This is a genomic window from Microbacterium sp. (assembly GCF_036566905.1).
Taxonomy (GTDB): domain Bacteria; phylum Actinomycetota; class Actinomycetes; order Actinomycetales; family Microbacteriaceae; genus Microbacterium.
On sequence record NZ_DATCVK010000210.1, the window covers coordinates 1 to 26,142 of the forward strand.

At 70.0% G+C, this 26,142-nt stretch carries 27 protein-coding genes; 14 read left to right on the forward strand and 13 right to left on the reverse strand.

The genetic code is table 11. From position 1 onward, the window contains the following. Positions 1-297: 297 nt before the first annotated feature. The 4 genes from VIP82_RS17755 to VIP82_RS17770 are packed head-to-tail and all read right to left on the reverse strand — an operon-like array spanning position 298 to position 3,459. Positions 298-1,212, reverse strand: a complete 915-nt coding sequence (locus VIP82_RS17755; protein WP_331911029.1) for an ABC transporter substrate-binding protein — start codon at positions 1,210-1,212, stop codon at positions 298-300. Between the two features lie 32 nt (positions 1,213-1,244). Beyond that, complete coding sequence (locus VIP82_RS17760; protein WP_331911031.1) at positions 1,245-1,970, reverse strand: ABC transporter permease; 726 nt, start codon at positions 1,968-1,970, stop codon at positions 1,245-1,247. Beyond that, positions 1,967-2,638 carry an ABC transporter permease gene (locus VIP82_RS17765; protein WP_331911033.1) on the reverse strand — a complete coding sequence of 224 codons (672 nt, stop codon included), beginning with the start codon at positions 2,636-2,638 and terminating at the stop codon, positions 1,967-1,969. The genes VIP82_RS17760 and VIP82_RS17765 overlap by 4 nt, the downstream gene beginning before the upstream one ends. Beyond that, complete coding sequence (locus tag VIP82_RS17770; RefSeq protein WP_331911035.1) at positions 2,635-3,459, reverse strand: ABC transporter ATP-binding protein; 825 nt, start codon at positions 3,457-3,459, stop codon at positions 2,635-2,637. The genes VIP82_RS17765 and VIP82_RS17770 overlap by 4 nt, the downstream gene beginning before the upstream one ends. Positions 3,460-3,611: 152 nt before the next feature. On the opposite strand from VIP82_RS17770, the gene VIP82_RS17775 reads away from it, so the two are divergent. From VIP82_RS17775 to VIP82_RS17805, 7 genes are all read left to right on the forward strand, one after another. Further along, entirely contained in the window at positions 3,612-5,030 is a 1,419-nt protein-coding gene (locus VIP82_RS17775; RefSeq protein ID WP_331911037.1) for a dihydrolipoyl dehydrogenase family protein, read from the forward strand. Positions 5,031-5,300: 270 nt separating this feature from the next. Beyond that, positions 5,301-5,795 carry a DUF427 domain-containing protein gene (locus VIP82_RS17780; protein WP_331911039.1) on the forward strand — a complete coding sequence of 165 codons (495 nt, stop codon included), beginning with the start codon at positions 5,301-5,303 and terminating at the stop codon, positions 5,793-5,795. A gap of 136 nt (positions 5,796-5,931) precedes the next feature. Continuing rightward, a complete protein-coding gene (locus tag VIP82_RS17785) occupies positions 5,932-6,492 on the forward strand; it encodes a PadR family transcriptional regulator (RefSeq protein WP_331911041.1) in 561 nt (186 codons plus the stop codon). Between the two features lie 127 nt (positions 6,493-6,619). Further along, positions 6,620-8,320, forward strand: a complete 1,701-nt coding sequence (locus tag VIP82_RS17790) for an ABC1 kinase family protein (protein ID WP_331911043.1) — start codon at positions 6,620-6,622, stop codon at positions 8,318-8,320. A gap of 105 nt (positions 8,321-8,425) precedes the next feature. Next, positions 8,426-9,331: an SDR family oxidoreductase gene (locus VIP82_RS17795; RefSeq protein WP_414684700.1), complete on the forward strand. Its 906-nt coding sequence runs from the start codon at positions 8,426-8,428 to the stop codon at positions 9,329-9,331. Between the two features lie 142 nt (positions 9,332-9,473). Then, the gene (gene gnd / locus VIP82_RS17800) at positions 9,474-10,562 is read left to right on the forward strand and encodes a phosphogluconate dehydrogenase (NAD(+)-dependent, decarboxylating) (protein ID WP_331911045.1); all 1,089 of its coding nucleotides are present in this window, start codon (positions 9,474-9,476) and stop codon (positions 10,560-10,562) included. Next, positions 10,559-11,197 (forward strand): GyrI-like domain-containing protein, encoded by a 639-nt coding sequence (locus VIP82_RS17805; protein WP_331911047.1) that lies wholly within the window; start codon positions 10,559-10,561, stop codon positions 11,195-11,197. Before gnd ends, VIP82_RS17805 begins: the two co-directional genes overlap by 4 nt. 61 nt (positions 11,198-11,258) lie before the next feature. On the opposite strand, the gene VIP82_RS17810 is transcribed toward VIP82_RS17805, so the two are convergent. The 4 genes from VIP82_RS17810 to msrB all read right to left on the reverse strand — a co-directional run bounded on the left by VIP82_RS17810 (position 11,259) and on the right by msrB (position 14,121). Beyond that, entirely contained in the window at positions 11,259-11,462 is a 204-nt protein-coding gene (locus VIP82_RS17810; protein ID WP_026059428.1) for a cold-shock protein, read from the reverse strand. A gap of 554 nt (positions 11,463-12,016) precedes the next feature. Further along, positions 12,017-12,949 carry a hypothetical protein gene (locus VIP82_RS17815; protein WP_331911049.1) on the reverse strand — a complete coding sequence of 311 codons (933 nt, stop codon included), beginning with the start codon at positions 12,947-12,949 and terminating at the stop codon, positions 12,017-12,019. A 153-nt stretch (positions 12,950-13,102) separates the two neighbouring features. Continuing rightward, entirely contained in the window at positions 13,103-13,657 is a 555-nt protein-coding gene (gene msrA / locus VIP82_RS17820) for a peptide-methionine (S)-S-oxide reductase MsrA (protein ID WP_331911051.1), read from the reverse strand. Further along, positions 13,654-14,121: a peptide-methionine (R)-S-oxide reductase MsrB gene (msrB, locus tag VIP82_RS17825; protein ID WP_331911053.1), complete on the reverse strand. Its 468-nt coding sequence runs from the start codon at positions 14,119-14,121 to the stop codon at positions 13,654-13,656. The genes msrA and msrB overlap by 4 nt, the downstream gene beginning before the upstream one ends. Before the next feature lie 131 nt (positions 14,122-14,252). Here msrB and VIP82_RS17830 point away from each other — a divergent pair, with 131 nt between their 5' ends. Next, the gene (locus VIP82_RS17830) at positions 14,253-14,765 is read left to right on the forward strand and encodes a metallophosphoesterase family protein (protein ID WP_331911055.1); all 513 of its coding nucleotides are present in this window, start codon (positions 14,253-14,255) and stop codon (positions 14,763-14,765) included. Here the strand turns inward: VIP82_RS17830 and VIP82_RS17835 are convergent. The 3 genes from VIP82_RS17835 to VIP82_RS17845 all read right to left on the reverse strand — a co-directional run bounded on the left by VIP82_RS17835 (position 14,743) and on the right by VIP82_RS17845 (position 17,755). Then, complete coding sequence (locus tag VIP82_RS17835; RefSeq protein ID WP_331911057.1) at positions 14,743-15,318, reverse strand: DUF2238 domain-containing protein; 576 nt, start codon at positions 15,316-15,318, stop codon at positions 14,743-14,745. The two genes, VIP82_RS17830 and VIP82_RS17835, sit on opposite strands and share 23 nt — an antisense overlap. Beyond that, on the reverse strand, positions 15,315-16,157 hold the full coding sequence (locus VIP82_RS17840; protein ID WP_331911059.1) for an endonuclease/exonuclease/phosphatase family protein: 843 nt from the start codon (positions 16,155-16,157) through the stop codon (positions 15,315-15,317). The genes VIP82_RS17835 and VIP82_RS17840 overlap by 4 nt, the downstream gene beginning before the upstream one ends. 95 nt (positions 16,158-16,252) lie before the next feature. Then, on the reverse strand, positions 16,253-17,755 hold the full coding sequence (locus VIP82_RS17845) for a SulP family inorganic anion transporter (RefSeq protein WP_331911061.1): 1,503 nt from the start codon (positions 17,753-17,755) through the stop codon (positions 16,253-16,255). Between the two features lie 181 nt (positions 17,756-17,936). On the opposite strand from VIP82_RS17845, the gene VIP82_RS17850 reads away from it, so the two are divergent. Continuing rightward, positions 17,937-19,598 (forward strand): alpha-amylase family protein, encoded by a 1,662-nt coding sequence (locus tag VIP82_RS17850; protein ID WP_331911063.1) that lies wholly within the window; start codon positions 17,937-17,939, stop codon positions 19,596-19,598. Here the strand turns inward: VIP82_RS17850 and VIP82_RS17855 are convergent. Beyond that, on the reverse strand, positions 19,550-20,413 hold the full coding sequence (locus tag VIP82_RS17855; protein ID WP_331911065.1) for a glycosyltransferase family A protein: 864 nt from the start codon (positions 20,411-20,413) through the stop codon (positions 19,550-19,552). The genes VIP82_RS17850 and VIP82_RS17855 overlap by 49 nt on opposite strands. 359 nt (positions 20,414-20,772) lie before the next feature. Between VIP82_RS17855 and VIP82_RS17860 the strand changes: the two genes are divergently transcribed. Both VIP82_RS17860 and VIP82_RS17865 read left to right on the forward strand, forming a co-directional pair. Further along, the gene (locus VIP82_RS17860) at positions 20,773-21,117 is read left to right on the forward strand and encodes a DUF2200 domain-containing protein (protein ID WP_331911067.1); all 345 of its coding nucleotides are present in this window, start codon (positions 20,773-20,775) and stop codon (positions 21,115-21,117) included. Between the two features lie 62 nt (positions 21,118-21,179). Further along, positions 21,180-21,731 carry an NYN domain-containing protein gene (locus VIP82_RS17865; RefSeq protein ID WP_331911069.1) on the forward strand — a complete coding sequence of 184 codons (552 nt, stop codon included), beginning with the start codon at positions 21,180-21,182 and terminating at the stop codon, positions 21,729-21,731. A gap of 14 nt (positions 21,732-21,745) precedes the next feature. On the opposite strand, the gene VIP82_RS17870 is transcribed toward VIP82_RS17865, so the two are convergent. Continuing rightward, positions 21,746-22,720 (reverse strand): aggregation-promoting factor C-terminal-like domain-containing protein, encoded by a 975-nt coding sequence (locus VIP82_RS17870; RefSeq protein WP_331911071.1) that lies wholly within the window; start codon positions 22,718-22,720, stop codon positions 21,746-21,748. Positions 22,721-22,968: 248 nt separating this feature from the next. Here VIP82_RS17870 and VIP82_RS17875 point away from each other — a divergent pair, with 248 nt between their 5' ends. From VIP82_RS17875 to VIP82_RS17885, 3 genes are all read left to right on the forward strand, one after another. Then, the gene (locus tag VIP82_RS17875) at positions 22,969-24,270 is read left to right on the forward strand and encodes a M18 family aminopeptidase (RefSeq protein WP_331911073.1); all 1,302 of its coding nucleotides are present in this window, start codon (positions 22,969-22,971) and stop codon (positions 24,268-24,270) included. Between the two features lie 110 nt (positions 24,271-24,380). Then, on the forward strand, positions 24,381-25,526 hold the full coding sequence (locus tag VIP82_RS17880) for a zinc-dependent alcohol dehydrogenase (protein WP_331911075.1): 1,146 nt from the start codon (positions 24,381-24,383) through the stop codon (positions 25,524-25,526). Positions 25,527-25,547: 21 nt separating this feature from the next. Next, positions 25,548-26,138, forward strand: a complete 591-nt coding sequence (locus VIP82_RS17885; RefSeq protein ID WP_331911077.1) for a hypothetical protein — start codon at positions 25,548-25,550, stop codon at positions 26,136-26,138. Positions 26,139-26,142: the final 4 nt, after the last annotated feature.

Here is a 26,142-nt window from a genome sequence, read left to right on the forward strand (position 1 = left end):
GGTCTCCCGCGGGGGCGTCGGCTCGGGATCCGGCGCAGCGCCGTGCTGAGGCGTCGGATCCACAGGGGCCCCGGGCGGGGGCGCGGCGGCGGGATCCGTGGTGTCGTCGTCGCCCACTGGCTGCGGCGGGAGGGGGTCGGACATGCGGCTCCTGTTCTCGCGCTCCTGCGTCTGCCCAACCTAGCGAAAAGACCGGGTGGTTCCGCGTTCTCGGATACACCGGCCGCAAGACGGCGGCGCCTCCTGCCGTGCCGCGGGGGGCAGGGCAGGAGGCGCCGTCTCAGGGTCGGTGAGAGGTCAGTTCAGGTCGTTCTCGGCGAGCCAGTCCGCAGCGATGTCCTCGGCCGAGCGCTGGTCCTCCGTGGACTCCACGTTGAGTGCGACGAGTCCCTCCGGCGTGAGGGCGGCGCTCACCGCGTTGATGACGTCGGCGATCTCGTCGGCGATGTCGGCGTTGACCACGGGAACGACGTTCGAGGCGAGGAAGAGACCCTTCGGGTCCTCCAGTGTCACGAGGTCCTGCGTCGAGATGCGCGGGTCGGCGCTGTAGACGTTGGCGACCTGGATGTTTCCGGCCACCAGTTCGTCGACCGTGGTGTCGGCGGTCGCCTGGAACGACACGGTCACCCCGTAGACGTCCTGCAGCCCGGTCGGCCCGTACGGACGCTCCTCGAGCTCGGGCGCGCCACCGAGCACCAGGCCGTCGATGCCGGCGAGATCGGCGATCGAGGTGAGTCCGTTCTCCTCCGCGAAGGCGGCGGTGACGTTGTAGGAGTCCTGGTCGGTCGCCGACGACTGGTCGAGCACCGTCAAGCCCTCGGGCAGGGCGTCCTGCAGAGCCGAGTAGACGTCCTCCGACGTGGTCGCCGTGGTGTCCGGCTCGAAGTACTGCAGCAGGTTGCCGGTGTACTCGGGGAACAGGTCGATCTCGCCGTCCTCGAGGGCGGGCATATAGGCATCCCGCTGGCCGATGTTGAAGTTGCGCTCGACCGTGAAGCCGCCCGCCTCGAGCGCCTGCGCGTAGATCTCGGCGATGATCTCGTTCGAGTAGTAGGCCTGCGAGCCGATGACGATCGTCGAAGAGTCGCCGGTGTCGCCGGTGTCGGTGCTGTCGCCGCTCAGCGGATCGCTGGAAGCGCAGCCGGCGAGAGCGAGCGCCGCGATGGCGGTCCCCGCGAGCGCCGCGGTCAGGCGCGTGCGTGCTGTGGACATTGTCGTTACCTCCGGTGTGGTGGGTGGGGATATCAGCGGGAGAACTGCGGGGCGCGGGCGAGAGCGGGTGCGCTCGCCGCGGCACGGATGCGCGGACCATCGGTCCGGGGGACGGCGAAGCGGGCGAGGAGGGCGAAGAGCCCGTCGAGGACGAGAGCGAGCGCGACGACCACGATGGAGGCCCCGAGGATCTCGGGGAAGTCGCGGGTGTTCAGCCCCTGGATCATGTAGAAGCCCAGTCCCCCGAGGCCGACGTAGGCGGCGATGGTCACTGTTGCGACCACCTGCAGCGTGGCGGAGCGGAGACCGCCGATCAGGAGTGAGAGTCCGAGTGGCATCTCGATCCGGAACAGGATCTGCCACTCGGTCATTCCCATGGCGCGTCCCGCGTCGATGACGGATCGATCGATCGACTCGATGCCGGCATAGGCGCCGGCAAGGATCGAGGGGATCGCGAGAACGACGAACACGGTCACCGCGGCCTCGGTCTTGAAGGCGACGCCCACAAGCATGACCAGCAGCACGACGAGCCCCAGCGCCGGCAGCGCTCGAGCCGCACCGGAGAGGAACACCGCGACCTCACGGCCTCGACCGGTGTGACCGATCAGCCAGCCGATGGGGATGGCGATGACGGCGGCGATGGCGACCGAGCCGAAGGTGAACGCGATGTGCTGCGCGATCGCGGTCGGAAGCGGGAGCGAACCCGTCAGCCGTTCGGGGGAGAAGATCCAGGCGAACGCCTCGGCGAGCAGGTTCACGCGGTCACCGCCCGTAGTCGGGGTTCGCGGCGCGGCGCGGCCCGTCGCGTCCACGGCATGAGCGCGCGCCCGGCGAGCATGAGAAGCGCGTCGATGATCACGGCGATCACGACGACCGCGACGACGCCCGCGAAGACTTCGGCGACGATGCGGCGCTGCGATCCGTTGGTGAAGAGGTAGCCGAGGTTCTGGACGCCGATGAGGGCGCCGACCGTCGCCAAGGAGATCGTCGACATGGCGGTCACGCGGAGACCCGCAAGGACGACCGGGCCGGCGAGGGGGAAGTCGACCGCCCAGAACCGTCGCCATGCCCCGAAGCCGACCGCCACGGCAGCGGCGCGAGTGACCGGATCGACCGAGGCGAGCCCGTCGGTCACAGAGCGAGTCATGATGGCGACGGCGTAGACGGTGAGCGCGATGACGAGGTTCAGCTCGGACAGCAGCGGGATGCCGAAAAGGGTGATCAGGGGGAAGAGGGCGAACGAGGGAATCGTGTACAGCAGCCCGACCACCGTCAGCACGGTGCCGCGGAGCTTGGTGTAGCGGAACGCCAGCCAGCCCAGGGGAACCGACAGGACGAACCCGGCGACGATCGCCACGGCGCTCTGACGCAGATGGTCGACGGTCAACGCGCCGATCAGGTCGAGATTGTCGAGCACCCAGTTCACGGCTCGTCCTCCACGAGCACGCCCTGCGTGCGCCCGGCCGTGTCGACGAGCACGGTGCCGCGCGCCGTCTGCTTGGCGCGCAGCGCCCGGGCGCCGCGCTCGACCCCGATGAAGTCGGCGACGAAGTCGCTCGCCGGGTTCTCGATGATCTCGCTCGGGCTGCCGATCTGGGCGACGCGCGCCCCCTTCTCGAGGATCACGACCTGGTCGCCGAGCAGGAACGCCTCGTCGATGTCGTGGGTCACGAAGACGATCGTCTTGTCGAGCTCGCCCTGTAGCCGCAGCGTCTCGGCCTGCAGCTCCCGGCGGACGATCGGGTCGACGGCGCCGAACGGCTCGTCCATGAGCAGGATGTTGGGGTCGACCGCGAGGGCCCGTGCGACGCCCACGCGCTGCTGCTGGCCGCCCGAGAGCTGGCTCGGGTACCGCTTCGCGAGCCCGCGCTCGAGTCCGACGACATCCATCAGCTCGAGCGCATCCGCGCGCGCCTTCGCGCGCGAGACGCCGCTCAGCACGGGAACGGTCGCGATGTTGTCGACGACGGAGAAGTGGGGAAGCAGCCCCGCGTTCTGCAGCACGTACCCGATGCCGCGGCGGAGCGTCACGGGGTCGCGTTCCGAGATCGGCTCGTCGTCGATCGTGATGACGCCGGTCGTCGGCTCGACCAGCCGGTTGATCATGCGCAGCAGTGTCGTCTTGCCGCTCCCCGACGAGCCGACGAGCACCGTGGTCTTGTGCGCAGGAATGAGCACGCTGAAGTCGTCGACGGCGGCAGTGCCATCCGGGTAACGCTTCGAGACCCCGCGGAATTCGATCGCCATGCTGCCCTTTCGGCCGGGGCTCCCACATAACCACACGCCGCCGACATGATGACGGAGGCCGACAGACGCCGTGATCTCGGGTATCCTCGCGCCCCACGACGGCGGTGGCAACCATGTCGCCTCTGTCGCCACGCGCCGCTACGTTGGGGCGCATGACTTCTCGCGAGTACGACCTGATCGTGATCGGAGCCGGCCCCGTCGGCGAGAACGTCGCCGATCGGGCGACCCAGGGTGGCCTGTCGGTCGTCGTCGTCGAGAGCGAGCTCGTGGGCGGCGAATGCTCTTACTGGGCGTGCATCCCGTCGAAGGCGATGCTGCGCGCCGGAGCCGCGCTGAGTGCAGCCCGCCGCGTGAAGGGGGCCGCGGCTGCCGTGACGGGCACCGTCGATGTCGCCGCCACCCTCGTGCGCCGCGACGAGCTCGTGCACCATTGGGACGACACGTCGCAGGTCGACTGGCTCCACGGCGCGGGCATCGATCTGGTCCGCGGCCACGGGCGGCTCACCGGTGAGCGCGAAGTCACCGTCACCGGCGCCGATGGCGCGGAGACCGTCCTGACCGCCCGCCACGCGGTCGCCGTCTCGACCGGATCGGCGGCGCTGCTTCCCGACATCCCGGGCCTACGCGAGGTCCAGCCGTGGACGAGCCGCGAGGCCACCGGCGTGCACGATGTTCCGGCATCGCTGGCGGTGCTCGGCGGAGGCGTCGTCGGCAGCGAGATGGCCACGCTCTTCACCTCGTTCGGCGCCACTGTCACCGTCATCGCGCGGTCCGGCCTGCTGCGCGGCGTGGAGCCCTTCGCCGGCGAGGCGGTGGCGAAGGCGCTGACCGACGCCGGCGCCGCGGTGCGCACCGGCGTCGAGGTCGAGAAGGTCTCGCGCGACGGTGGCGGCGATGTCGTGCTGTCGCTGTCGGACGGCTCGGAGGTGCGGGCGGCGGAGGTGCTCGTCGCCACAGGTCGGGTGCCCCGCACGTCCGACATCGGGCTCGAGACCGTCGGACTCGAGGCCGGCGCCTGGCTCGACGTCGACGACACGCTGCGCGTCCGCGGGGTCGATTGGCTGTACGCCGTCGGCGACGTCAATCACCGCGCCCTGCTCACCCATCAGGGCAAGTACCAGGCCCGGGCCGCCGGAGCTGTCATCGCCGCGCGGGCACGGGCGGCCGACATCGACGACGCACCCTGGGGCTCGCACGTCGCGACCGCCGATCATGCCGCGGTGCCACAGGTGATCTTCACCGATCCGGAGGTGGCCGCCATCGGACACACCGAGGAGTCGGCACGCGCGGCGGGTCTCGACATCCGTGTGATCGACTACGACCTCTCCTGGCTCGCCGGTTCCAGTGAACTGGCCGACGACTATCAGGGGCGCGCGCGGGCGATCGTCGACGAGAAGCGACGCGTGCTCGTGGGCGCGACGTTCGTCGGGCAGGACGTGGGCGAGATGCTCCATGCGGCGACGATCGCGATCGTGGGCGAGGTGCCGATCGAGCGCCTGTGGCACGCCGTGCCGTCATACCCGACGATCAGCGAGGTGTGGCTTCGCTGGCTCGAGGAGTACGGGGGCTGAGCTCAGCGCAGCTTGCCCGCGCACGGGCTCCTCATCACTGCGGCGGCGCCGGATACGGGCGCTCCCGCAGGAGCTTCGCGAGGTAGGCATCGGGGGAGGGCTTGAGGGTGCAGTTCAGTGCGAGTGCGCGGAGCATGTCGATTCCCTTCGCGTCGCTCGGCACGCTACGGAACCCGCCGCGGTCCCCGCGAGGGCTTGACAGAGTTCCAGACGCCGTGGATGAGCCAGAGGTACCCTTGGCGCTCATCGTCGCTCCTCAGGAGGTGGCACATGAGGCCGGACCCATCACCGGTCGGCCCCGGTCAGGAGTCCGTGTGGGACTATCCGCGTCCGCCCCGGGTCGAGCAGGTCGCCCGGCGCGTGGTGATCCGGTTGGGCGGTGAGATGATCGTCGACACCGACGACGTCGTGCGCGTCCTCGAGACGAGCCACCCGCCGGTCTACTACCTGCCGATCTCCGCGTTCGCCACCGGGGCGCTGACACCCGGCGAGGGCTCGTCGTACTGCGAGTTCAAGGGCGGCGCCCGGTATTTCGACGTCCACGGCGGAGGGCAGTTGCGGCCGCGTGCCGCCTGGACCTATCCCCGTCCCGCCGCCGGGTTCGAATCGCTCACCGCCCGGGTGGCGGTGTACGCCCGGGACATGGACCTGTGCACGGTCGACGGCGTCGAGGTGATCCCGCAGCCCGGGCGGTTCTACGGGGGATGGATCACGCCGGAGATCGTCGGCCCGTTCAAGGGAGAATCCGGCTCGCTGGGGTGGTGACACCACGGTTCGCGCGTCACGCCACAGCGGCATCCACCTGCCGATCTGGCAGGGAACACCCAGCCTGCTCCCTTGCTGAGCGATATATCGCTAGGTATCGTCGGCATATCGGCACACACTCGTTCAGGAGGTCGTCATGAGCGGTTCGTTCCAGGGATTCGGTTCGCGTCCGGGAGGTCAGGGCTCGGGTCTGCCCGGCAGCCTGTGGGATGCGATGGATCAGTTGAAGGATGCCTTCGAGCGCGGGTTCTCACCGCGCGTCGGGCGCGGCGACGTGCGGGCAGCGGTGCTCGCGATCCTCGCCGAGAAGCCCATGCACGGGTATCAGATCATCCAGGAGATCGAGACGCGCAGCGACGGCGCGTGGAAGCCCAGCCCGGGCTCGGTCTACCCGACGCTGCAGCTGCTCTCCGACGAGGGTCTCGTCGCGGCGGAGGAGTCGGGCGGCAAGAAGACCTACTCGCTGACCGAGGCGGGTCGCGCGGAGGCGGCGGCCGCCGACGGCCAGTCCGCGCCGTGGGAGGCGTTCGGCTCGCGCGACACGGGGCGCACCAGCGCCCTGCCGAAGGCGGGCGCCAAGCTCGCGCAGGCAGCTGCGCAGGTCGGTCGCGGCGGCACGCCCGAGCAGGTGGCGCAGGCGGTCGAGGTGCTCGACGAGGCGCGGCGTAAGCTCTACTCGATCCTCGCTCAGGACTGACGGGCCGGGCTGGTTGCCGGCGCACGACGTCGACCCGCGCGCACGGGGTCGGCGGGGTCCCGCGATCCCGGACGACCGGGATCGCAGGACCCCCTGATCACCTGATGTGCACCGCCGAGGAGCTTCGATGGCCGACGTCGGGAACGCGCGCGCCCGCTATCGACGGATTCTGCGGTTCGCCGGGCGCTACATGGTCCAGGCGTGGTGGTTCGAGCTCGTCCTGCCGCGATTCGGCCTCGGTGCGCTCGCCGCCCGCGGGCGCACGCACCGGCTGCGGACGATCGCGCGGCGGTTCCACGTCCTCGCGGTCCAGTACGGCGGCCTCATGATCAAGGTCGGCCAGTTCCTGTCCTCGCGCCTCGACGTGCTGCCGCCCGAGATCACGAAGGAGCTCGAGGGCCTGCAGGACGAGGTGCCCCCGGTCGCCTTCCCGGCGATCCGCGAGCTCGCCGAGGCCGAGCTCGGCGTGCCCCTCGCCCGCGCGTTCGAATGGGTGGATGAGACCCCGGTCGCCGCGGCATCCCTCGGTCAGGCCCACCGCGCACGACTGACGCCGGCCGACGCCGCCGAGACCGGGTTCGCCGACGTCGTCGTCAAGGTGCAGCGGCCGGGCATCGAGGCGATCGTCGACGTCGACCTCGCCGCGCTGCGGCGGGTGGCCGGCTGGCTCAGCCGGGTGAAGGTCGTGCGCGACCACGTCGATCTCCCGCAGCTCGTCGAGGAGTTCGCGCACACCAGCCGCGAGGAGATCGACTACCTCCACGAGGCGCAGAACGCGGAGCGGTTCGCCGCCGACGTCACGGGCGACGCCCGCGTCGCGGCCCCCGAGATCGCGTGGGAGCGCACCACGCGTCGCGTGCTGACCCTCCAGGACGTGACCGCGATCAAGATCAACGACATCGAGGGTCTGCGGGCCGCGGGAATCGATCCGGCTGCGGTGGCCGTCGAGTTCGCCAACGTGATGTTCGATCAGCTCTTCCTGCGGGGGTTCTTCCACGCCGACCCGCATCCGGGCAACATCTTCGTGACCCCGGTCACGCGTCCCGCCGGCGACACCCGGCATCCGTGGACGCTCACGTTCATCGACTTCGGGATGATGGGCGAGGTGCCCGACACGCTCCGGCACAACCTGCAGCAGCTCGTCATCGCGGTCGCCTCGCGCAACAGCGGGCAGATGATCGACAGCATCCGTGCGGTCGGTGTGCTGCTCCCGTCCGCAGATACCATCGAGCTCGAGCGGGCCATGACCGCGCTGTTCGGCCGCTTCGGGGGCATGGGGTTCGCCGAGCTGCAGAAGGTGGACCCGCGCGAGTTCCGCGATTTCGCCAAGGAGTTCGGCGACGTCGTCCGATCGCTGCCGTTCCAGCTTCCCGAGAACTTCCTGCTGATCATCCGTGCCGTCTCGCTCACAAGCGGGATGTGCAGCTCGCTCGACCCCTCGTTCAATGTGTGGGATGCCGTCGAGCCGTATGCCGATCGCCTGCTGCGGGACGAGCGGGGCAACATGGGCAGAGCCGTCGTACAGGAGGCGACGTCGATGGCCGGCGTCGTCGCACGGCTGCCGCGACGGCTCGACGACATGGTCACGCGCATCGAGGACGGGCGGCTCGTCGCCGACGTGCCGAAGCTCGACAGGTGGCTGAAGAGGCTCGAGCGCATGGGCCGTCGCGTCGTCTCGGCCGTACTGTTCGCGGGACTGCTGATCAGCGGTTCGGTGCTGCGTGCAGAGGACCTCACGATCGGTACCGTGCTGATGATCGCCTCACTGCTCCCGCTGCTGCACGCGCTGTTCGCGGGCTTCTCCGGCCGCCGCGGTCCGCGCGACTGAATCCGGCCGGCATCGCACGACTCGGACACCGCGCCCCGCGTAACGAATCTTCCGCGCGCGCGCAACCCCGCGACGTCTGCGGCGCGCTCTGCCTACCGTGACGGCATGGCTACCGACAAGCGCGACCAGTACACGTTCACCAATCCCGCTGAGATGTATGCCGGCTTCGATCCGAAGAAGCAGCATCAGCCGGAGCCCGGCCTCGATGCCGAGCTCGAGCCCAGGGCCGACCTCGGCGAGGAGACCTATCGCGGGTCAGGACGCCTCGCCGGTCGCAAGGCGCTCATCACCGGCGCCGATTCCGGCATCGGCGCGGCGACCGCGATCGCGTTCGCCCGAGAGGGCGCCGATGTGGCGATGTCGTATCTGCCTGAAGAGGAGAAGGACGCGCAGCGCATCGCCGGTCTGATTCAGGATGCCGGGGTCGCCGTCCTCACGCTGCCCGGCGATCTGCGTGATCCGGGTTACTGCCGCGATCTCGTCGCGCGGGCCGTCGACGGGCTCGGCGGGCTCGACATCGTCGTGAACAACGGCGGCAAGCAGATCTTCAACGAAGACCTGACGACGCTCGATGACCAGCAGTTCGACGACACGTTCAAAACGAACGTCTACGCGATGTTCTGGATCACCAAGGCCGCGCTGCCGCACCTGAAGCCCGGCTCCACCATCATCAACACGACCTCGATCCAGGCCTACCAGCCGTCCGAGATCCTCGTCGACTACGCCTCGACGAAGGCGACCATCAACGCCTTCACCAAGGCGCTGGCGCAGCAACTCGCTCCGAAGGGCATCCGTGTGAATGCCGTCGCACCCGGACCCATCTGGACCCCGCTGCAGGTGACGGACGGACAGCCGCAGGAGAACATCGAGAGCTTCGGAGAGCAGACGCCGCTGGGTCGCGCGGGCCAGCCGGCCGAGCTGGCTCCGGCCTACGTGTTCCTCGCGTCCGCGGAATCCAGCTACGTCGCCGGTGAGACGCTCGCCGTCACGGGCGGTTCGCCGACGCCCTGACCGACTCGACCGGCGCCACGGCGGCGGCATCCGTCCCCTCGTGGGACCGGCAGGATGCGGCGGCGGATCCGTCGCAGCTGCTCTCTAGACTGCGAGGACGGGTGGCCGAGCGCAGACCCGACAGACGAGCGGAGGAGCGGAGATGCAGCTGGGAATGGTGGGCCTCGGCCGGATGGGCGGCAACATCGTCCGGCGGCTGATGCGGGACGGACACGAGTGCGTCGTGTACGACGTGAGCGCGGATGCCGTCAGCGGCCTCGTGACGGAGGGTGCCGTCGGCGCCGGCAGCCTCGGCGAACTCGTGTCGCAGCTGGAGGCGCCACGCGCGATCTGGCTGATGATCCCCGCCGGACTGACCGGGAAGGTCGTCGACGAGGTGGCCGCCTTGCTGGAGCCCGGCGACATCATCATCGACGGCGGCAACTCGAACTATCGCGACGACGTGCGTCGCGCGGCGGCCCTCAAGGACAGCGGCATCCACTACGTCGACGTGGGCACGAGCGGCGGCGTGTTCGGCCTGGAGCGCGGGTACTGCCTCATGGTGGGGGGACCGGACGAAGCCTTCCAGCGGATCGAGCCGATCCTTCAGACCATCGCGCCCGGCAGCGGCGAGGTCGGGCGCACGCCCGGCCGCGCCGGCGACTTCGCGCCCGAAGAGCTCGGCTACCTGCACTGCGGGCCCTCCGGCGCGGGCCATTTCGTGAAGATGGTCCACAACGGCATCGAGTACGGGGTGATGGCGGCGCTCGCGGAGGGCCTGAACATCCTCGAGCACGCGGATGCCGGGGTGCAGGAGGCGGAGCACTCGGCCGAGGTCGCCCCGCTCGAGGAGCCGGAGTTCTACCAGTTCACGATCGACACGCCCAGGGTCGCCGAGCTGTGGCGGCGAGGATCCGTGATCTCGTCCTGGCTGCTGGACCTGACCGCCGCCGCGCTCCAGGGCAATCCCACACTCGAGGGGCTCGCGGGGCGCGTGTCGGACTCGGGTGAGGGGCGCTGGACCGTGAAGGCCGCCGTCGACACCGGGGTTCCGGCTCCGGTGCTCGCGGCATCCCTGTTCGAGCGGTTCGCGTCGCGGGACGAGGACCAGTTCGCCAATCAGGTGCTCTCGGCGATGCGGCTGCAGTTCGGCGGCCACCAGGAGCTCCCGGCGGGCGACGTGCTCGAAGCCGGCGGGCGCAAGTCCGAGTCCTCGAGCGGCGGGTCCGGGTCGGTCGACGGCGCGTCGTGAGCAAGGCCGATCTCAAGAAGTCGATCTCGGCCTACAAGGCCCCGCGCGGGTCGTTCGAGATCATCGACGTGCCGGCGATGCACTACCTCATGGTCGACGGTCACGGAGATCCGAACACGTCCGAGGCGTACGGTGAGGCGGTCGCGGCGGTCTTCTCCGTCGCCTACACGCTGAAGTTCCTGAGCAAGACCGACCTCGGTCAGGACTACGTGGTGATGCCGCTCGAAGGACTCTGGTGGTCCGATGACATGGCGACGTTCACGACGGGGCGCGACAAGTCGCGCTGGAGCTGGACGATGATGAGTCTCGTCCCGGAGTGGATCGACACCGCCCATGTCGAGCGGGCCCGGGACGCGGCGGCCGCGAAGGGCGGCTCACCGGCCATCGATCGGCTGCGGATGACGGAGCTGGCGGAGGGCACATGCGTGCAGACGCTCCACGTGGGCTCGTACGACGACGAGGCGCCGGTGCTCGACGAGATGCACAGCCGGTTCATCCCGGATGCGGGCCTGCGCATGCGCGGGCTGCACCACGAGATCTACCTGACCGATCCGCGTCGCTCGGCCCCCGAGCGGCTGCGGACGATCCTGCGTCAGCCGGTCGAGCAGGCGAAGCCCGCCGATCCGGCGGGCTGAGCGCAGGACGATTGTCGGCAGTCAGCCGGGGCCGAAGTGATCGGCCCCGGCTGACGACAGATCAAAGCGGCCGGATGTTGGCGGCCTGCATGCCCTTCGGGCCACGCTCGGCGTCGAATTCGACCTTCTGGTCCTCGCGGAGCTCCTTGAAGCCCTCGCCGGTGATCGCGCTGAAGTGCGCGAAGAGGTCGGCCGAACCGTCGTCGGGGGCGATGAAGCCGTAGCCCTTCTCCGAGTTGAACCATTTCACGGTGCCAGTGGCCATCGTGTCTTTCCTTCTTTTTCGTGGGCCGTGTGAACGGCCGCGGGTGCCACTCGCGCGAGCGCGCAGTGGACGTGTGTGGCGCGCGTGGAGCGCGGGTGCGACGGTGTGCGACGCGAACGACGCGGCGACTGCCGCGGACGCCTGCGGGTGCGTGGGGTGCACGCCGAGGGGGGACCCGAGGGCGCTCTGCGCCTCGAAGCCGTGGGAGCCGACAGCGACGAACCCCGCGTACTCGCCGGCGGCGGTCGCGACGAAGACGTCGGCGTCGGCCTGGTGCCAGTCGAGCAGGAGATGTGCCGGTGCTGCTGTGGAAGTGACGGAAGTCAATGGAACTTTCAGAAGGTGCGCGTCCGCGAGGCGGAGGGGGCACGGAAATCGATGGGAGTGAAACCGCACTCGGCGGTGGACGTCGGAAGCTCTGCATTCCTCGTTGATGGCAGAGGATGTCGACAAAACAGCCCGATCGGGCGCTCCAGGTTAGCACGCTCCCGTGTGCGAAAGCCCGTGTGTCGCCCCGCGACCCGCCGAGACGGCGGATGAGGCGCCCGGATCGGCTATTTCCCGCGGCGGCCGGTCGCGCCGGCATCGGGTGCGGCATCCGATCCCACGTCTTCGGGTCGGCGAGAGATGAGGTTCGTCGCCCAGCGCTCGTTGAACCCGGCCAGGAAACCCACCGAGCCCCAGAAGAACCAGCTCTCGACCCGCCCCTCGGGGATCACGAACACGACGGAGAGGAGTCCGCTCTTGAGCAGGAAGACGACCGCGGCGGCGAAGAACCACCCGAGGACGATGCGGTACCTCGCCGCGCCGCCGTCGGCGACCTCGATCGGCAGGTTGCCCATCTTGTGCATCCGCAGAAGCACGCTGACACACGCTCCGGCAGCACCCGCGCCCACCGCGACCAGGACGTCCCGCAGCGCGTCGGCTTGATCGGGCGGCATGGGACCGCCCCGCCAGAGCGTGATCACCGCCGCACCGACACCTCCGATGAAGGCGAGGGCGATAGCGGTGAGGATGACGCCGCCGAGGAGTCCCCGCGCGTATGTCCGGCGCGCGATCTCACCCTCGCGGCGCTTGAGGAAGTCGTCCGCGTACCGCAGCCGCGCCTCGAGCGCGGCGACATCGGAGGTGTGCGGACCGGAGCCGGCGAAGCCCTCGGCAGCGATGCGCACCGCTTCCCTGACCAGTTCGTCGAGAGTCGAGATGTCGTCGCCGCGCAGCACGAACCGCCCCCGCAGGAGTACCTCATCGAGTCGGCCGAACTGCCGCGGTGCAGACGTCGCGACCTTCATCGCCGCCGCGTGGAAGCCCGGCCCGTCACCGCTCAGCAGACCGGCGGGCTGCTCGTGGAGCGCCTCCCGCTCACGTTCAGCGGCACGCGAACGCGCGGCGTTGGGAACACGTGCGAGCTGGATCCTCAGCCAGGTGACCCAGGATGCATCGCCGATCAGTCCCGTGCCGAGCGGGGACTGCGCTGCTTCGGTCATGATGGCTCCACTCCCTCCGCCGCGCATGCACGGCGGTTGCTCGGAAGAGAGTGTGAGACCGGGTCCAGATACACGGATGCCGCGACCCGGCCGGGTCGCGGCATCCGTTCCCGTCTCGTGGTGAGCTGCTCGCTCAACCCCGCGAGGTCGTCGTCACGCGGTGGCGTCCGCGCGCTTGGGCAGCACCCATCCGGCACGCGGGAAGTGGCAGGTGTAGCCGTTCGGGATGCGCAGCAGGTAGTCCTGGTGCTCCGGCTCGGCCTCCCAGAACGGGCCCGCGGGCTCGATCGTGGTGACGGCCTTGCCGGGCCAGAGCCCCGACGCGTCGACGTCGGCGATGGTCTCGCGCGCGACCTCCTCCTGCTCGGGGGAGAGGGGGAAGATCGCCGAGCGGTAGCTGGAGCCGATGTCGTTGCCCTGGCGGTTCAGGGTCGACGGGTCGTGGATCTGGAAGAAGAACGCCAGGATGTCGCGGTACGTCGTCTTCGTGGGGTCGAAGACGATCTCGACGGCCTCCGCGTGTCCGGGGTGCTTGCGGTACGTGGCGTGCGCGTTCTCGCCGCCGGTGTAGCCGACACGGGTGCCGAGGACGCCGGGCTGGCGGCGGATCAGGTCCTCCATCCCCCAGAAACAGCCGCCGGCGAGTACTGCCGTCTCGGTGCCGGGGGTGCGGGTGATCTCGCCGGTGTCGAAGGGACCGCTGGTCATGATGCGTGCTCCTGGTTCTCGGTGGTGAAGAGGTGTCGGTAGGCGCCGTAGCCCTCGTCCTCGAGCGACGAGGCGGGCACGAAGCGCAGTGCGGCCGAGTTCATGCAGTATCTCAGGCCGCCGGACTGCCGGGGGCCGTCGGGGAAGACGTGGCCGAGATGGCTGTCGGCACCCGACGAGCGCACCTCGGTGCGCGGCAGGAGCAGCTTCCAGTCCTTCTTGGTCGAGACGGCGTCGGGCTCGATCGGCTGGGTGAAGCTCGGCCATCCGGTTCCACTGTCGTACTTGTCGGTCGACGAGAAGAGCGGCTGGCCCGAGACGACGTCGACGTAGATGCCGGGCTCGTGGTTGTTCCAGTACTCGTTGCGGAAGGCCGGCTCCGTGCCGTCCTCCTGCGTCACCCGGTACTGGGCGTCGGTGAGGCGGCTGAGCGCCTCGGGGGTCCTGCGGTAGTCGTTGCTCACGATTCCTCCTGGGGGTGGCGTCGCTGGCTGCGGCGTCATAGATGGAGAACGGATGCCGCATCCCTTTTGGTCCCGCGAACCTGGGAGCCAGCTTCGAGTTCCGACGGGCTGACGGCGGGCAGAATCGGGTGATGGCGACACAGTTGCTGCTGATCTCCGACACGCACATCCCCGGGCGCGCACGGCGGCTCCCGGATGCGGTGCTCCGCGCCGCCGACGCGGCGGACCTCGTGATCCACGCGGGCGACTGGGTCGCGGCATCCGTGCTCGACGAACTGGTGCAGCACTCCGACGTGCTGGGCGTGTGGGGCAACAACGACGGTGCCGAGCTGCGCTCGCGCCTGCCCGAGGTCGCGCACCTCACCCTCGAGGGAGTGCGATTCGCTGTCGTGCACGAGACGGGCGAGTCCAGACGGCGTGGGGAGCGGATGGACGCCGCGTTCCCCGACACCGATGTGCTGGTGTTCGGCCACAGCCACATCCCGTGGGACACCGTGACGCCCGCTGGGCTGCGGCTGCTCAATCCAGGATCGCCCACGGACCGCCGCCGTCAGCCCGCGCACACGATGATGACGGCCACCGTCGACGCCGGGGAACTGCGTGACGTGCGGCTCGTCGACGTCAGTCCTGCTCGAGCAACCTGACACCGGCGACGACGGCCCCCGCGACGACGCCGCCCAGCCCGCCGGCGGCCATGTCGCCGATCGTGTCCTGGTAGCTGACGAAGATGCTGGGGTCGACGAAGGTCTTGCCCGCCCACTCCGCCATCTCCCACACCGCGTTCAGCGCGAGGCCCAGGCTCGTGACGAGGACGATGGGCGTCGCCCGCCGCGTGGCGGGGGCGAGGGGAAGCGGCACGAGCGCCAGCCTCGACAGCAGGAGGTAGGCCATGGCGGCGAGGGCGCCGGTGCAGGCGAAGTGCACGACGAGGTCCCAGGGCGGCACCGCCTCGTAGAGGTGCAGCACGTTGCTCCAGGCAGCGACGAGCACTGTGATGCAGAAGACGACGTCGAACGCGGGGCGCACCCCCGCGAACCGCGGAAGCACCAGCGCCAGCAGCGACAGTGCGAGGATCCCCGCGTCCGGCGGGTCCCACCAGACGAATGCCGCCGCGACGCTGAGCGGTCCGAGCAGTCGGACGGCATCGGCCAGCCACTCCGCGACGCCGTGCGGCGGCCTGAGGAACCGCGCCTTCACGCCGGGCCCCGCCCGGCAGGGATCGCGACGACCGCCTGGACCGGCAGGTGGTCGGACGGCCACACGCCCGCGTGGCGGAAGGTGTTGATCCCCGCGCTCGCCACCTCTACGTCCGGTGTGACGACGATCCAGTCGATGCGGGCGCGCGAGGGACGCGGCGGCCGGTACCCGGCGAACGTGCCGACGGATGCCGTCAGCCGGCGCGCTGCGGTGCTCCAGGCATCCTTCAGCCCGCCGTCGTCGAGGAGTGCCCGCAGGGTCGGCGACCCCTCGCCCGCGTTCAGATCGCCGGTGAGGATGGTCGGGCCGTGACCGACCAGCGTCAGGAGCGCATCGACCGAGCGCACGCGCGAGCGCGGCGAGAACGGGTCCAGGTGCGTGTTGAGCGCGGTGAACGCGGACCCGGTGCGGCGGTCGCGGAAGCGGGCCGTCACGACGATGCGGGGGATCAGGTTGCCCCACGAGCGTGAGCCGGCCTCACGCGGCTGATCCGACAGCGATGTCTGATCCCAGTCCAGGAGTTCGAGCCGTTCGGCATCGAAGAAGATCGGGCAGCCCTCGCCGCCCCGGCGCCCATGGCCCCGGCCGACGAACCGGTATGCGGATCCCAGCGCGGCGAGCACCGCGTCGGCTTGATCGGGCATCGCCTCCTGCACCCCGACGAGGGTCGGCTGCTCCTGCTGGAGCAGCGCTCGGACGGCGCCGGCGCGATGCCGCCATCGATCGGCCCGCCGCCAGGCGACGCCGTTCGTCCGCCGCCGGATGTTGAACGTCATGACGTGCAGGGCGGGCGGCTCGACCGGGCCGACGAGCCGCAGGGCCGACCGATCCTCGACCATCCCGTCTCGTCGCCGCAGCATCCCTCACGGTACGCAGACGGAGGTGTGCGCCGGCAAGGGCTTGCGCCGCGGCGGCTTCTGCGGGAAGCAGGCGCTCAGGCCGACCCGAGACCACCGCTCAGCCGCCCGTGGAACGACGCCGAGGCGTCGCTCATGCCCTCGAGCTCGACGGTGGTGCCGCGCTGCTCGTACTTCGTCACGATGGCGTCGAGCGCCGCGACCGTCGAAGCGTCCCAGACATGGGTGCGCGACAGATCGATCACGACGTGGGCGGGATCGGCGGCGTACTCGAACTGCGTGGTCAGGTCGTTGCTCGAGGCGAAGAAGAGCTCGCCGTCCACCCGGTACCGCGCGATGTCGCCGTCGACCGTGCGGCTCACGGTGGTGAAATGGGCGACCCGCCGAGCGAACAGCACCATGGCGGCGAGCACCCCGAGCACCACGCCGATGGCGAGGTTGTGGGTCCAGACCGTCGCCACGACGGTCACCAGCATCACGAGCGTCTCGCTCAGCGGCATCCGTCTCAGCGTCGACGGCCGGATGCTGTGCCAGTCGAAGGTCGAGACCGAGACCAGGATCATCACCGCGACGAGCGCCGCCATCGGGATCAGTCCGACGATGTCGCCGAGCGCGACGACCAGGATCAGCACCCACACGCCCGCCAGGAACGTCGAGATGCGCGTACGGCCGCCCGAAGTCTTGACATTGATCATCGTCTGGCCGATCATCGCGCAGCCGCCGGTGCCTCCGAAGAAGGCCGAGGCGAGGTTGGCGACGCCGAGGCCCCAGGCCTCCCGCGTCTTGCGCGAGCGGGTGTCGGTGATGTCGTCGACGAGCTTCGCGGTCATGAGCGACTCGAGAAGGCCGACCAGCGCCGCGGCGAAGGCGTACGGCGCGACGATCTGCAGGGTCTCCCATGTCAGCGGCACGTTCGGGACGAGCAGCTCGGGAAGGCTGCGGGGCAGCTCTCCCTGGTCGGCGACGTTCGGCACCGCCGAGAGCCCGAACACGACGACCGCGGCGGTCAGGAGCACGATCGCGATGAGCGGCGCGGGGACCGCGCGCGTGATGCGCGGCCAGACGAACAGGATGCCGAGGCCCACGGCCACCAGCACGTACACCGCCCAGGGAACGTCGACGAGCTGCGGCACCTGCGACAGGAAGATCAGGATCGCCAGGGCGTTCACGAACCCGACCATGACGCTGCGCGGGATGAACCGCATGAGCCGGGCGACCCCGAGGGCGGCGAGCACGACCTGGATCACGCCCGCGAGGGCGATGGTGACGATGAGGTAGTCGGCCCCGTACTCGCGTGAGACCGGGGCGATGACGAGTGCGACCGCACCCGCGGCTGCGGTGATCATCGCGGGGCGGCCTCCCGTGAACGCGATCACCACGGAGAGCACGAACGACGAGAAGAGGCCGACGCGAGGATCGACGCCGGCGACGACCGAGAACGCGATGGCCTCGGGGATGAGCGCGAGAGCCACGACCAGTCCCGCGAGCACCTCGCGGGTGAGCAGTCGGGGACGGCGCAGCGCCTGCAGCACGGTCGGCTCGATGCGGTAGCGTTCAGCGGATTCGGCGACGGTCGACACGGGTGAAGACTCTAGCCGTGCGCGATCCCCGCGCACCTGTATCCAACACCGCCGCGGATCTCAAGGGCCTGCCCCGGACGCGAGACGCCCGGCAGACTCGCGGGATGGTGTACGAAGGCTTGTCCCCGTCCCGCGCGGAGCTCCTCCCGAGAGATCTGCCCGCTCCTCGGCGGGAGGCGCGATGAAGATCACCGATACCAGCGACCTCTGGTGGAAGAGCGCCATCATCTACTGCCTCGACGTCGAGACCTACCTCGACTCCGACGGCGACGGCGTCGGAGACATGCAGGGTCTCGCGCAGCGCATCGATTACCTCGCCCAGCTGGGTGTGACGTGCCTGTGGCTCATGCCGTTCTATCCGACGCCCGATCGCGACGACGGGTACGACATCACCGACTTCTACGGCGTGGATCCGCGGCTGGGCAATCACGGAGAGTTCGTGGAGATGATCCGCACCGCCCACGACCGGGGCATGCGGGTGATCGTCGATCTCGTCGTCAACCACACCTCGGATCGGCATCCGTGGTTCCAGAAGGCCAAGCGGAGCGTCAACTCCCCGTACCGGGACTACTACATCTGGCGCGACGAGGCGCCGCCGAAGGGCCAGAAGAACCCGGTCTTCCCGGGCGAGGCCGACGGCGTCTGGTCCCAGGACGACGCATCGGGGCAGTGGTACCAGCACAGCTTCTACGAGCATCAGCCGGACCTGAACATCGCCAACCCCGTCGTGCGCGACGAGCTCGCCCGTGTGATCGGGTACTGGCTGCAGTTGGGAGTGTCTGGGTTCCGCGTGGATGCGGTGCCGTTCCTCCTCGAGATGCCCCCCGGCGCCGAGATCCCGGATCCGCACGAGCTCCTGCGCGACTTCCGCCGCTTCCTGCAGCGTCGCTCGAGCGAGGCCATCTTGCTCGGGGAGGTGAACCTGCCGTACGACCAGCAGGTCGCCTACTTCGGCGGCGACGACGTGAGCGAGCTGTCGATGCAGTTCGACTTCGTCGGCATGCAGGCGTTCTACCTGTCGCTCGCACGGCAGGATCCCGCTCCGCTCGTCGCGGCGCTGACCTCTCGGCCGGTCCTTCCCGACGACGTGCAGTGGGCGAACTTCCTCCGTAACCACGACGAGCTGACTCTCGACAAGCTGACCGACGCCGAGCGGGAGGAGGTCTTCGAGGCGTTCGCGCCGGACGAGAAGCAGCGCGTCTTCGGCCGCGGCATCACGCGCCGGCTGCCCCCGATGCTCGGGGATCCGCGACGCATCCGCATGGCGTACAGCCTGCTCTTCACGCTCCCGGGCACGCCGGTGCTGTTCTACGGCGAGGAGATCGGGATGGGGGAGAACATCGACATCCCCGGACGCAGCGCCGTCCGCACGCCGATGCAGTGGACGGCGGAGAAGAACGGCGGGTTCTCGCCGGCGGCGCCGTCCCGGCTGATCGCGCAACCGCCGGGCGACGGCTACGCGCCGCAGCACGTCAATGCGGCGGACCAGATCGAGGATCGCGAGTCGCTGCTGCACTTCTTCCGCGACCTCATCTCGCGGTACCGCATCTCCCCGGAGCTCGGGTGGGGCACGTGGGAGGTGCTGGAGCAGCCTGTCGACCACCTCCTGGTGCATTCGCTCCGCGCGGACGTCGGCCGCATGGTCGCGATACACAACTTCGCCGACGTGCCGGCCACGACGAGCTTCTCGCTGAAGGACGAACCCGACGGCACCCGTCTCGTCGATCTGCTGGGCGCGGAGCGCATCCCGCTCGATGAGCGGGGAGGGGTGGAGCTCGAGCTCCCCGCCTACGGCTACCGCTGGCTGCGGGTCTCGCGTCCGGGTGACGGCCGCGTGTCGTAGCCGCCGTCCCGCGGTCTACGCCGCGGTGGCACGCTCGCGACGTGGCCGGTCTGGGGCCCCGGGCGCTGCGGCAGCGGACGCGACGCGCCCATGCGGCGGAGTGCGCGACGCGTCCAGCGCACCGGCGGGAAGTCGCGGGGGAAGTGCACCAGCACGGTGCGCAAGCCGCGGGCTGCGCGGCGCCCGAAGGCCCGGCCGGGGGCGAACGGCCGCATCGACATCCCCATCCGGGCGGCCGGGAGGTGGCGGATGCGGCCGCGTTCGCCGAGGTGGAAGGACAGGTCCATGTCGTCGTGCAGGGCGGCATCGAGATGCACACGCGAGCGGATGCCGAGCCACGCCTCGCGACGCATCCCCAGGTTGGAGCCGAACAGCGGGAGGTGCCCGAGCGTGGGGACCATCACGGCGGCGTAGGCGCCGAGGTAGAGCGTCGCGAGCGGCGCGCGCAACGCGCGCGGGCCGTCGATGAACCGCGCGCCCCCGGTGAATGCCGAGACATCGGGCCGGGATGCGAATGCGTCCGCCATGGCACCAGTCCACGACGCGTCGGGGACGCAGTCCGCGTCGAGCCGCAGGATGACGTCGCCGGCCGCGGCGTCGTACCCCGCGGCGCTCGCCGCGGGGATGCCGGGGGTCTCGCACCGGATCAGGCGGGCGCCGAACGCGCGCGCGACCCCGGCGGAGGCATCCGTCGATCCGTTGTCGACGACGATGACCTCGTCGGCAGGCCGCGTCTGCTGGGCGAGGGCCCGCAGGCACCGCGCGAGTTCGGTGTCGTCGTCCTTCACGGGGATGACCACCGAGGTCCGCGGCATGTCCGGCATGCTCCGATTCCACCCGTTCCGGCAGCGGGGGAGAAGGGACTTGACTCCGGCCGCCTGAATCGGGCCCGGAGGCGCTCCATCTCGACGGGACGCCCGCCGGGCCGGCCGGTTAACAGGTCAGTGCCCGCCGTGTCAATGGGCAGACCCCGATCGATGCTCATGCCTAGGCTTGCAGAGCAATACAAAGCAGTGCCGTGCGAAACGGTCGAGTATCGGCGTTCGGGTCGCCGTGCAGACTCCCGTGAACGTGCTGACGGTCCCGGTGGGAGGGCTACCCACCGGGACCGTCGCTGCGTCGAGGGGTGGTCGACGCCGGTGCCTCGGCATCCCGTCCCGATTACCCTGGCGACATGCACCGGATCTTCACGACGAGCTTCGCCTCGGTCTATCCGCTCTATGTGACCAAGGTCGAGCGCAAGGGCCGCACGAACGAGGAGCTCGACGAGGTCATCGAGTGGCTGACCGGCTTCGACGACGCCCAGCTGAAGCAGCACATCGATGAGCACACGACGTTCGAGGACTTCTTCGCCGAGGCCGACCTCAACCCGAACGCCTCGCTCATCACCGGCGTGGTCTGCGGGATGCGCGTCGAGCAGATCGAGGATCCGCTGATGCAGAAGATCCGCTACCTCGACAAGCTCGTCGACGAGCTGGCCCGCGGAAAGGCGATCGAGAAGATCCTCCGCAGCGCCTAATCGAGACGGATGCCCCTGCGCGCCCTGCTACGTTCGGAGCGGGTAGACCCGAGGAGAGCAGCATGGAGCGCAGCAGCTGGGTGCTGGTGGACGGCGAGAACATCGACGCCACCCTCGGCGGATCCATCCTCGGCAGGCGTCCCCTGCCCGAGGAGCGACCGCGGTGGGACCGCCTGCTGGCGTTCATCTCCGACCGCTGGGAGCGGCCCGCGAAGGGGCTCTTCTTCCTGAACGCGAGCACCCACCTGCCGATGCCGTTCGTGCAGGCGCTCCTCGCGCTCGGCTACCAGCCGGTTCCGCTCTCAGGCCCCGCCGACGAGAAGATCGTCGACATCGCGATCCAGCGGACGCTGCGCGCGCTCGCCGACCGTGACGACGACGTCGCGCTCGTCAGCCACGACCGGGACTTCGCCGAAGACCTCGCACGTCTCGCCACCGACGGACGCCGCGTGGGCGTCATCGCATTCCACGAGTTCCGCAGCACGGAGTTCACCGGCATCCCCGGCGTCGAGTTCTTCGACATCGAGTACGACGCCGAGGCCTTCGACGCTCCGCTCCCGCGCGTGCGGGTCATCCCGATCGAGCAGTTCGACCCGTCCGCCTTCCTGCGCTGAGTCAGTAGCAGAGGTCAGTACCAGCCGGTCGACTGGGAGTGGCTCCAGGCGCCGCACGGGTTGCCGTAGCGACCCGAGATGTAGCCCAGACCCCACGCGATCTGCGTCGCCGGGTTGGTTTGCCAGTCGGCGCCGGCGGTTCCCATCTTGCTGCCGGGGAGTGCCTGCGGGATGCCGTATGCGCCGCTGCTGCGGTTGTACGCCTGGTAGTTCCAGCCCGACTCCTTCTGCCACAGCGGCACGAGGCAGGCGAACTGGTCGTCGCCCCAGCCGTAGCCGCCGATCATCGCGCGGGCTGTGGCCTGCGCGTCGGCCGGGCTGGTGCCGCCGACGGCACCGCCGGTGGCGTACACGGGGCGAGGTGCCGACGACGTCGAGGACGCCTTCTTGGCGGCGGCCGCTTCGGCGGCGGCCTGCGCAGCGGCGGCGGCTTCAGCCTCCTTGCGCGCCTTCTCCTCGGCCTCCTGCTGCGCCTTGAGGGCGACTGCGGCGTCGAGGCGGCCGCGCAATCCCTGCGCCTGCTCGCTGACCGATGCGGCCAGGGTGGTGACGGCATCCGTGAAGTCGGTCGCGTACATCGCCGGCAGCGCTTGGGCGCGCTGCAGCTGCTCGACAGCGGTCTCGAGACCCGAGGTGTCGACCGTCGTGACGGGGGTGCCGACATCGAGACCCGAGGCGGCGATGTCGGAGGCGACCGTTGTCGCCGCCGTCACGGCGGCGTTCGCTGCGGCGACGGCCTCGTCGGCGGCGGATGCCGACGGCACCTCCTCGGCGGTGACGGAGGGAGACGTCGTGTACGACGCCAGTGCGAAACCGGTGAGCGCTCCGGCCGCCTCGGCTTGCGACGCCGGGGTCGCCGTGGTGAACCCCGCGGTGGCCAGCACGCCGATCGCGAGCGTCGCGGACAGCAGCACGGGGCGGCGGCGAAGGCGGCGTTCGGCACGACGCAGAGTGCGGCGGGCGGGCAGGAAAGACGTGTGGTTGCGCATGAAAGACCGGGTTCCGTATCAGCGAAAAGCGCCATCGGGCGGCGCGTCGTGCCCGTTCGGGCGGGCACAAGTCCCCGAGTCTCCCCGTCGTTTCTGGACGGTTCCGGTGCGTTACCTGAACGTTACATGTGAGCGGATTGCTCGAAAAGGCCAGGTCACGGGGCTGCATCGTGGCTCCTCTGCCGTCCGGAAGGGCGCCGCGAACTACGATCGGAGGAGCCCTGCACCGCTCTCGAGGAGGCTCGCCCGTGCCCTCATCCACCGCCCCCGCCGCCACTGCGGCTCTGGCTCACGCCGACGATCTCGCCGCCTTCGTGGCCGCGTCCCCATCGAGCTTCCACGCCGCCGGGGAGGTCGCGAGCCGCCTGGAGAGCGCGGGTTTCACGCGCCTCGACGAGTCGGCCGGCTGGCCGGCCCCCGCGGGCGGAAAGTTCGTCGTCGTGCGCGACGGAGCGGCGATCGCGTGGGTCGTGCCGCCGTCGGCTACCGCCGCCACGGCGGTGCGCATCTTCGGTGCCCACAGTGATTCCCCTGGCTTCAAGCTCAAGCCGAAGCCGACGACCGCAAAGCTCGGCTGGCTGCAGGCCGGAGTGGAGATCTACGGCGGACCCCTGCTCAACTCATGGCTCGATCGAGAGCTCCGTCTGGCCGGGCGCCTCGTGCTCGACGACGGCACCAGCGTGCTGGCGTCGACCGGCCCGCTCCTGCGCCTGCCGCAGCTCGCGATCCACCTCGACCGCGAGGCCAACGACCACCTCGCCCTCGACAAGCAGTCGCAGACGCAGCCGGTATGGGGCCTCGGCGAGGTCGAGTCGGCCGACATCCTCGGCGAGCTCGCTCGCGAGGCCGGCGTCGACGCCGCGCACATCCGCGGGTACGACATCGTCACGGCCGACTCCGCCCCGGGCGCGACGTTCGGACGCGACGATGTCTTCTTCGCCTCCGGGCGTCTCGACGACCTCGCGTCGGTGCATGCGGGAGTCGTCGCCCTCGAGCGCGCGGCCGACGGCCACGATGCCGATCACATCGCGATGCTCGCGGTGTTCGACCACGAAGAGGTCGGCTCGGGCACGCGCTCCGGCGCCGCCGGGCCCTTCCTCGCCGACGTGCTCGAACGGCTGTGGCTGTCCCTCGGCGCCGATCGGGAGCAGCAGCTGCGCGCGCTGGCGGCATCGTGGTGCGTCTCGAGCGACGTCGGACACTCGGTGCACCCGAACTACGCCGACAAGCACGACCCGGTCGTGCAGCCTGTGCTCGGGTCGGGCCCGATCCTCAAGATCAACGCCAACCAGCGGTATGCCACGGATGCCGCGGGCGCGGCGGCGTGGAACGGATGGTGCGCGGCAGCAGGCGTCACCAGCCAGGAATTCGTCTCGAACAACGCCGTGCCGTGCGGCTCGACGATCGGCCCGATCACCGCGACACGCCTGGGCATCCGCACCGTCGACGTCGGGATCCCGATCCTCTCGATGCACTCCGCGCGCGAGCTCGCCGGGGTCAGCGACCTGTGGGACCTCGCCCGCGTCGCCGAGACGTACTTCCGCGGCTGAGGCGTCGGCGCGCTCGTCGGCGCTCTGACACTTCGACGGCTCGAACGCAACCCCCTCCGCGGATTCCGCCCGGCGCGGAGAGGGTGTCGTGAGAGACCCAGGAGGAGCGCATGAAGGCGATGACGTACCGCGGACCGTACAAGCTGCGCGTCGAGAGCAAGCCCGAGCCGAGGATCGAGCACCCCAACGATGCGATCGTCCGCGTCGAGCTGGCGGCGATCTGCGGATCGGATCTGCATCTGTACCACGGCATGATGCCCGACACCCGCATCGGCCACACGTTCGGCCACGAGTTCATCGGCACGGTCGTGGAGGTCGGCGGATCGGTCGAGCGGCTCCGTGTCGGCGACCGCGTGATGGTGCCCTTCAACATCTACTGCGGCTCCTGCTACTTCTGCGCGCGGGGCCTGTTCTCGAACTGCCACAACGTCAATCCCAACGCGACGGCGATCGGCGGCATCTACGGCTACTCGCACTCGACCGGCGGGTACGACGGCGGGCAGGCCGAGATGGTGCGCGTGCCGTTCGCGGATGTCGGACCCTCGGTCATCCCCGACGACATCGCCGACGAGGACGCACTGCTGCTCACCGACGCGTTCTCGACCGGATACTTCGGCGCCCAGCTGGCCGACATCGACGAGGGCGACACGGCCGTCGTGTTCGGCGCCGGCCCGGTCGGACTCGCCGCGGCGCGGTCGTGCTGGCTCATGGGTGCAGGACGAGTGATCGTCGTCGATCATCTGGACTACCGCCTGCGGAAGGCACGCGACTTCGCGTACGCCGAGACGGTGGCGTTCGCCCAGGTCGGTGACATCGTGCGTGAGCTGAAGCGAATGACCGACGGGCTGGGAGCGGACGTCGCGATCGACGCCGTCGGGGCGGAGGCCGACGGTCATGTGATCCAGCACGTGACCTCGGCGAAGCTCAAGATGCAGGGCGGTTCGCCGGTGGCGCTGAACTGGGCGATCGACTCCGTCCGCAAGGGCGGCACGGTGTCGGTCATGGGAGCCTACGGACCGATGTTCAGCGCCGTGCGGTTCGGAGACGCGATGAACAAGGGCCTGACGCTGCGGATGAACCAGGCGCCCGTCAAGCGCCAGTGGCCCCGGCTCTTCGAGCACATCCGGGCCGGCTACCTCCGGCCGAGCGATCTCATCACGCACCGCATCCCGCTCGACCACATCGCCGAGGGCTACCACCTCTTCTCGACGAAGCTCGACGACATCATCAAGCCGGTCATCGTCCCGGCGGCCTGACACTCGAATCGGAGGAACGACATGCCGTACACCGCGAACAAGCCCGGTTCCGCCCCCGACCCCGATGAGCTGCGCGCCCGCATTCCCGGCTGGGGAGCCGACGCCGACCCCGCGGACCGCCCCGCGGTGCCGCGTGAGCAGCCCGGCATCCAGACGGGCGCGCACTGGGAGATCCCCGAGAACCAGGGCGGACGCGGCGGGCGCGAGAAGTCCGTCGAGCACGCGCGGCTGACGCCGGTGTTCGGCACGGCGCAGCCGTTGCACGGGCTGGCCGGCCGGGTGCGGCGCTACGCGTACGAGACGTACAGCGAGGGCCAGACCGCCCACTGGCTGCTCCTGATGCTCGGCGACCGCATCGACTCGACGACCGCCCACGTGAAGTCGCTCGTCACGCGACGGCCCGACGACCCGATCACGCAGAGCGGCATCCTCGGCGAGCGAGGGCACCGGCCGATCTCGTCGCGCTTCGGCCGGGGCCGTGCCGACCTGAAGCACGCATGGCTCGATCCCCTCCTCGTGCTGGGCCCCTGGGTGATCGCCGGCACGCTGGTCGTCATGCTCGGACGCGCGATCGTGCGCCCGGCCGCGAGCCGGCGCGGCGCTCGGGGATGACGGC

What these genes read in the sequence shown, in the direction of transcription:
- VIP82_RS17840 (WP_331911059.1), bottom strand. Translation starts at nt 16,157, where the DNA reads ATGGTCGAGGATCGGTCGGCCCTGCGGCTCGTCGGCCCGGTCGAGCCG.
- VIP82_RS17880 (WP_331911075.1), top strand. Translation starts at nt 24,381, where the DNA reads ATGAAGGCGATGACGTACCGCGGACCGTACAAGCTGCGCGTCGAGAGC.
- VIP82_RS17775 (WP_331911037.1), top strand. Translation starts at nt 3,612, where the DNA reads ATGACTTCTCGCGAGTACGACCTGATCGTGATCGGAGCCGGCCCCGTC.
- VIP82_RS17815 (WP_331911049.1), bottom strand. Translation starts at nt 12,949, where the DNA reads ATGACCGAAGCAGCGCAGTCCCCGCTCGGCACGGGACTGATCGGCGAT.
- VIP82_RS17755 (WP_331911029.1), bottom strand. Translation starts at nt 1,212, where the DNA reads ATGTCCACAGCACGCACGCGCCTGACCGCGGCGCTCGCGGGGACCGCC.
- msrA (WP_331911051.1), bottom strand. Translation starts at nt 13,657, where the DNA reads ATGACCAGCGGTCCCTTCGACACCGGCGAGATCACCCGCACCCCCGGC.
- VIP82_RS17860 (WP_331911067.1), top strand. Translation starts at nt 20,773, where the DNA reads ATGCACCGGATCTTCACGACGAGCTTCGCCTCGGTCTATCCGCTCTAT.
- VIP82_RS17795 (WP_414684700.1), top strand. Translation starts at nt 8,426, where the DNA reads ATGGCTACCGACAAGCGCGACCAGTACACGTTCACCAATCCCGCTGAG.
- VIP82_RS17810 (WP_026059428.1), bottom strand. Translation starts at nt 11,462, where the DNA reads ATGGCCACTGGCACCGTGAAATGGTTCAACTCGGAGAAGGGCTACGGC.
- VIP82_RS17780 (WP_331911039.1), top strand. Translation starts at nt 5,301, where the DNA reads ATGAGGCCGGACCCATCACCGGTCGGCCCCGGTCAGGAGTCCGTGTGG.
- VIP82_RS17885 (WP_331911077.1), top strand. Translation starts at nt 25,548, where the DNA reads ATGCCGTACACCGCGAACAAGCCCGGTTCCGCCCCCGACCCCGATGAG.
- VIP82_RS17870 (WP_331911071.1), bottom strand. Translation starts at nt 22,720, where the DNA reads ATGCGCAACCACACGTCTTTCCTGCCCGCCCGCCGCACTCTGCGTCGT.
- VIP82_RS17790 (WP_331911043.1), top strand. Translation starts at nt 6,620, where the DNA reads ATGGCCGACGTCGGGAACGCGCGCGCCCGCTATCGACGGATTCTGCGG.
- VIP82_RS17830 (WP_331911055.1), top strand. Translation starts at nt 14,253, where the DNA reads ATGGCGACACAGTTGCTGCTGATCTCCGACACGCACATCCCCGGGCGC.
- VIP82_RS17855 (WP_331911065.1), bottom strand. Translation starts at nt 20,413, where the DNA reads ATGCCGCGGACCTCGGTGGTCATCCCCGTGAAGGACGACGACACCGAA.
- VIP82_RS17850 (WP_331911063.1), top strand. Translation starts at nt 17,937, where the DNA reads ATGAAGATCACCGATACCAGCGACCTCTGGTGGAAGAGCGCCATCATC.
- gnd (WP_331911045.1), top strand. Translation starts at nt 9,474, where the DNA reads ATGCAGCTGGGAATGGTGGGCCTCGGCCGGATGGGCGGCAACATCGTC.
- VIP82_RS17785 (WP_331911041.1), top strand. Translation starts at nt 5,932, where the DNA reads ATGAGCGGTTCGTTCCAGGGATTCGGTTCGCGTCCGGGAGGTCAGGGC.
- VIP82_RS17770 (WP_331911035.1), bottom strand. Translation starts at nt 3,459, where the DNA reads ATGGCGATCGAATTCCGCGGGGTCTCGAAGCGTTACCCGGATGGCACT.
- VIP82_RS17865 (WP_331911069.1), top strand. Translation starts at nt 21,180, where the DNA reads ATGGAGCGCAGCAGCTGGGTGCTGGTGGACGGCGAGAACATCGACGCC.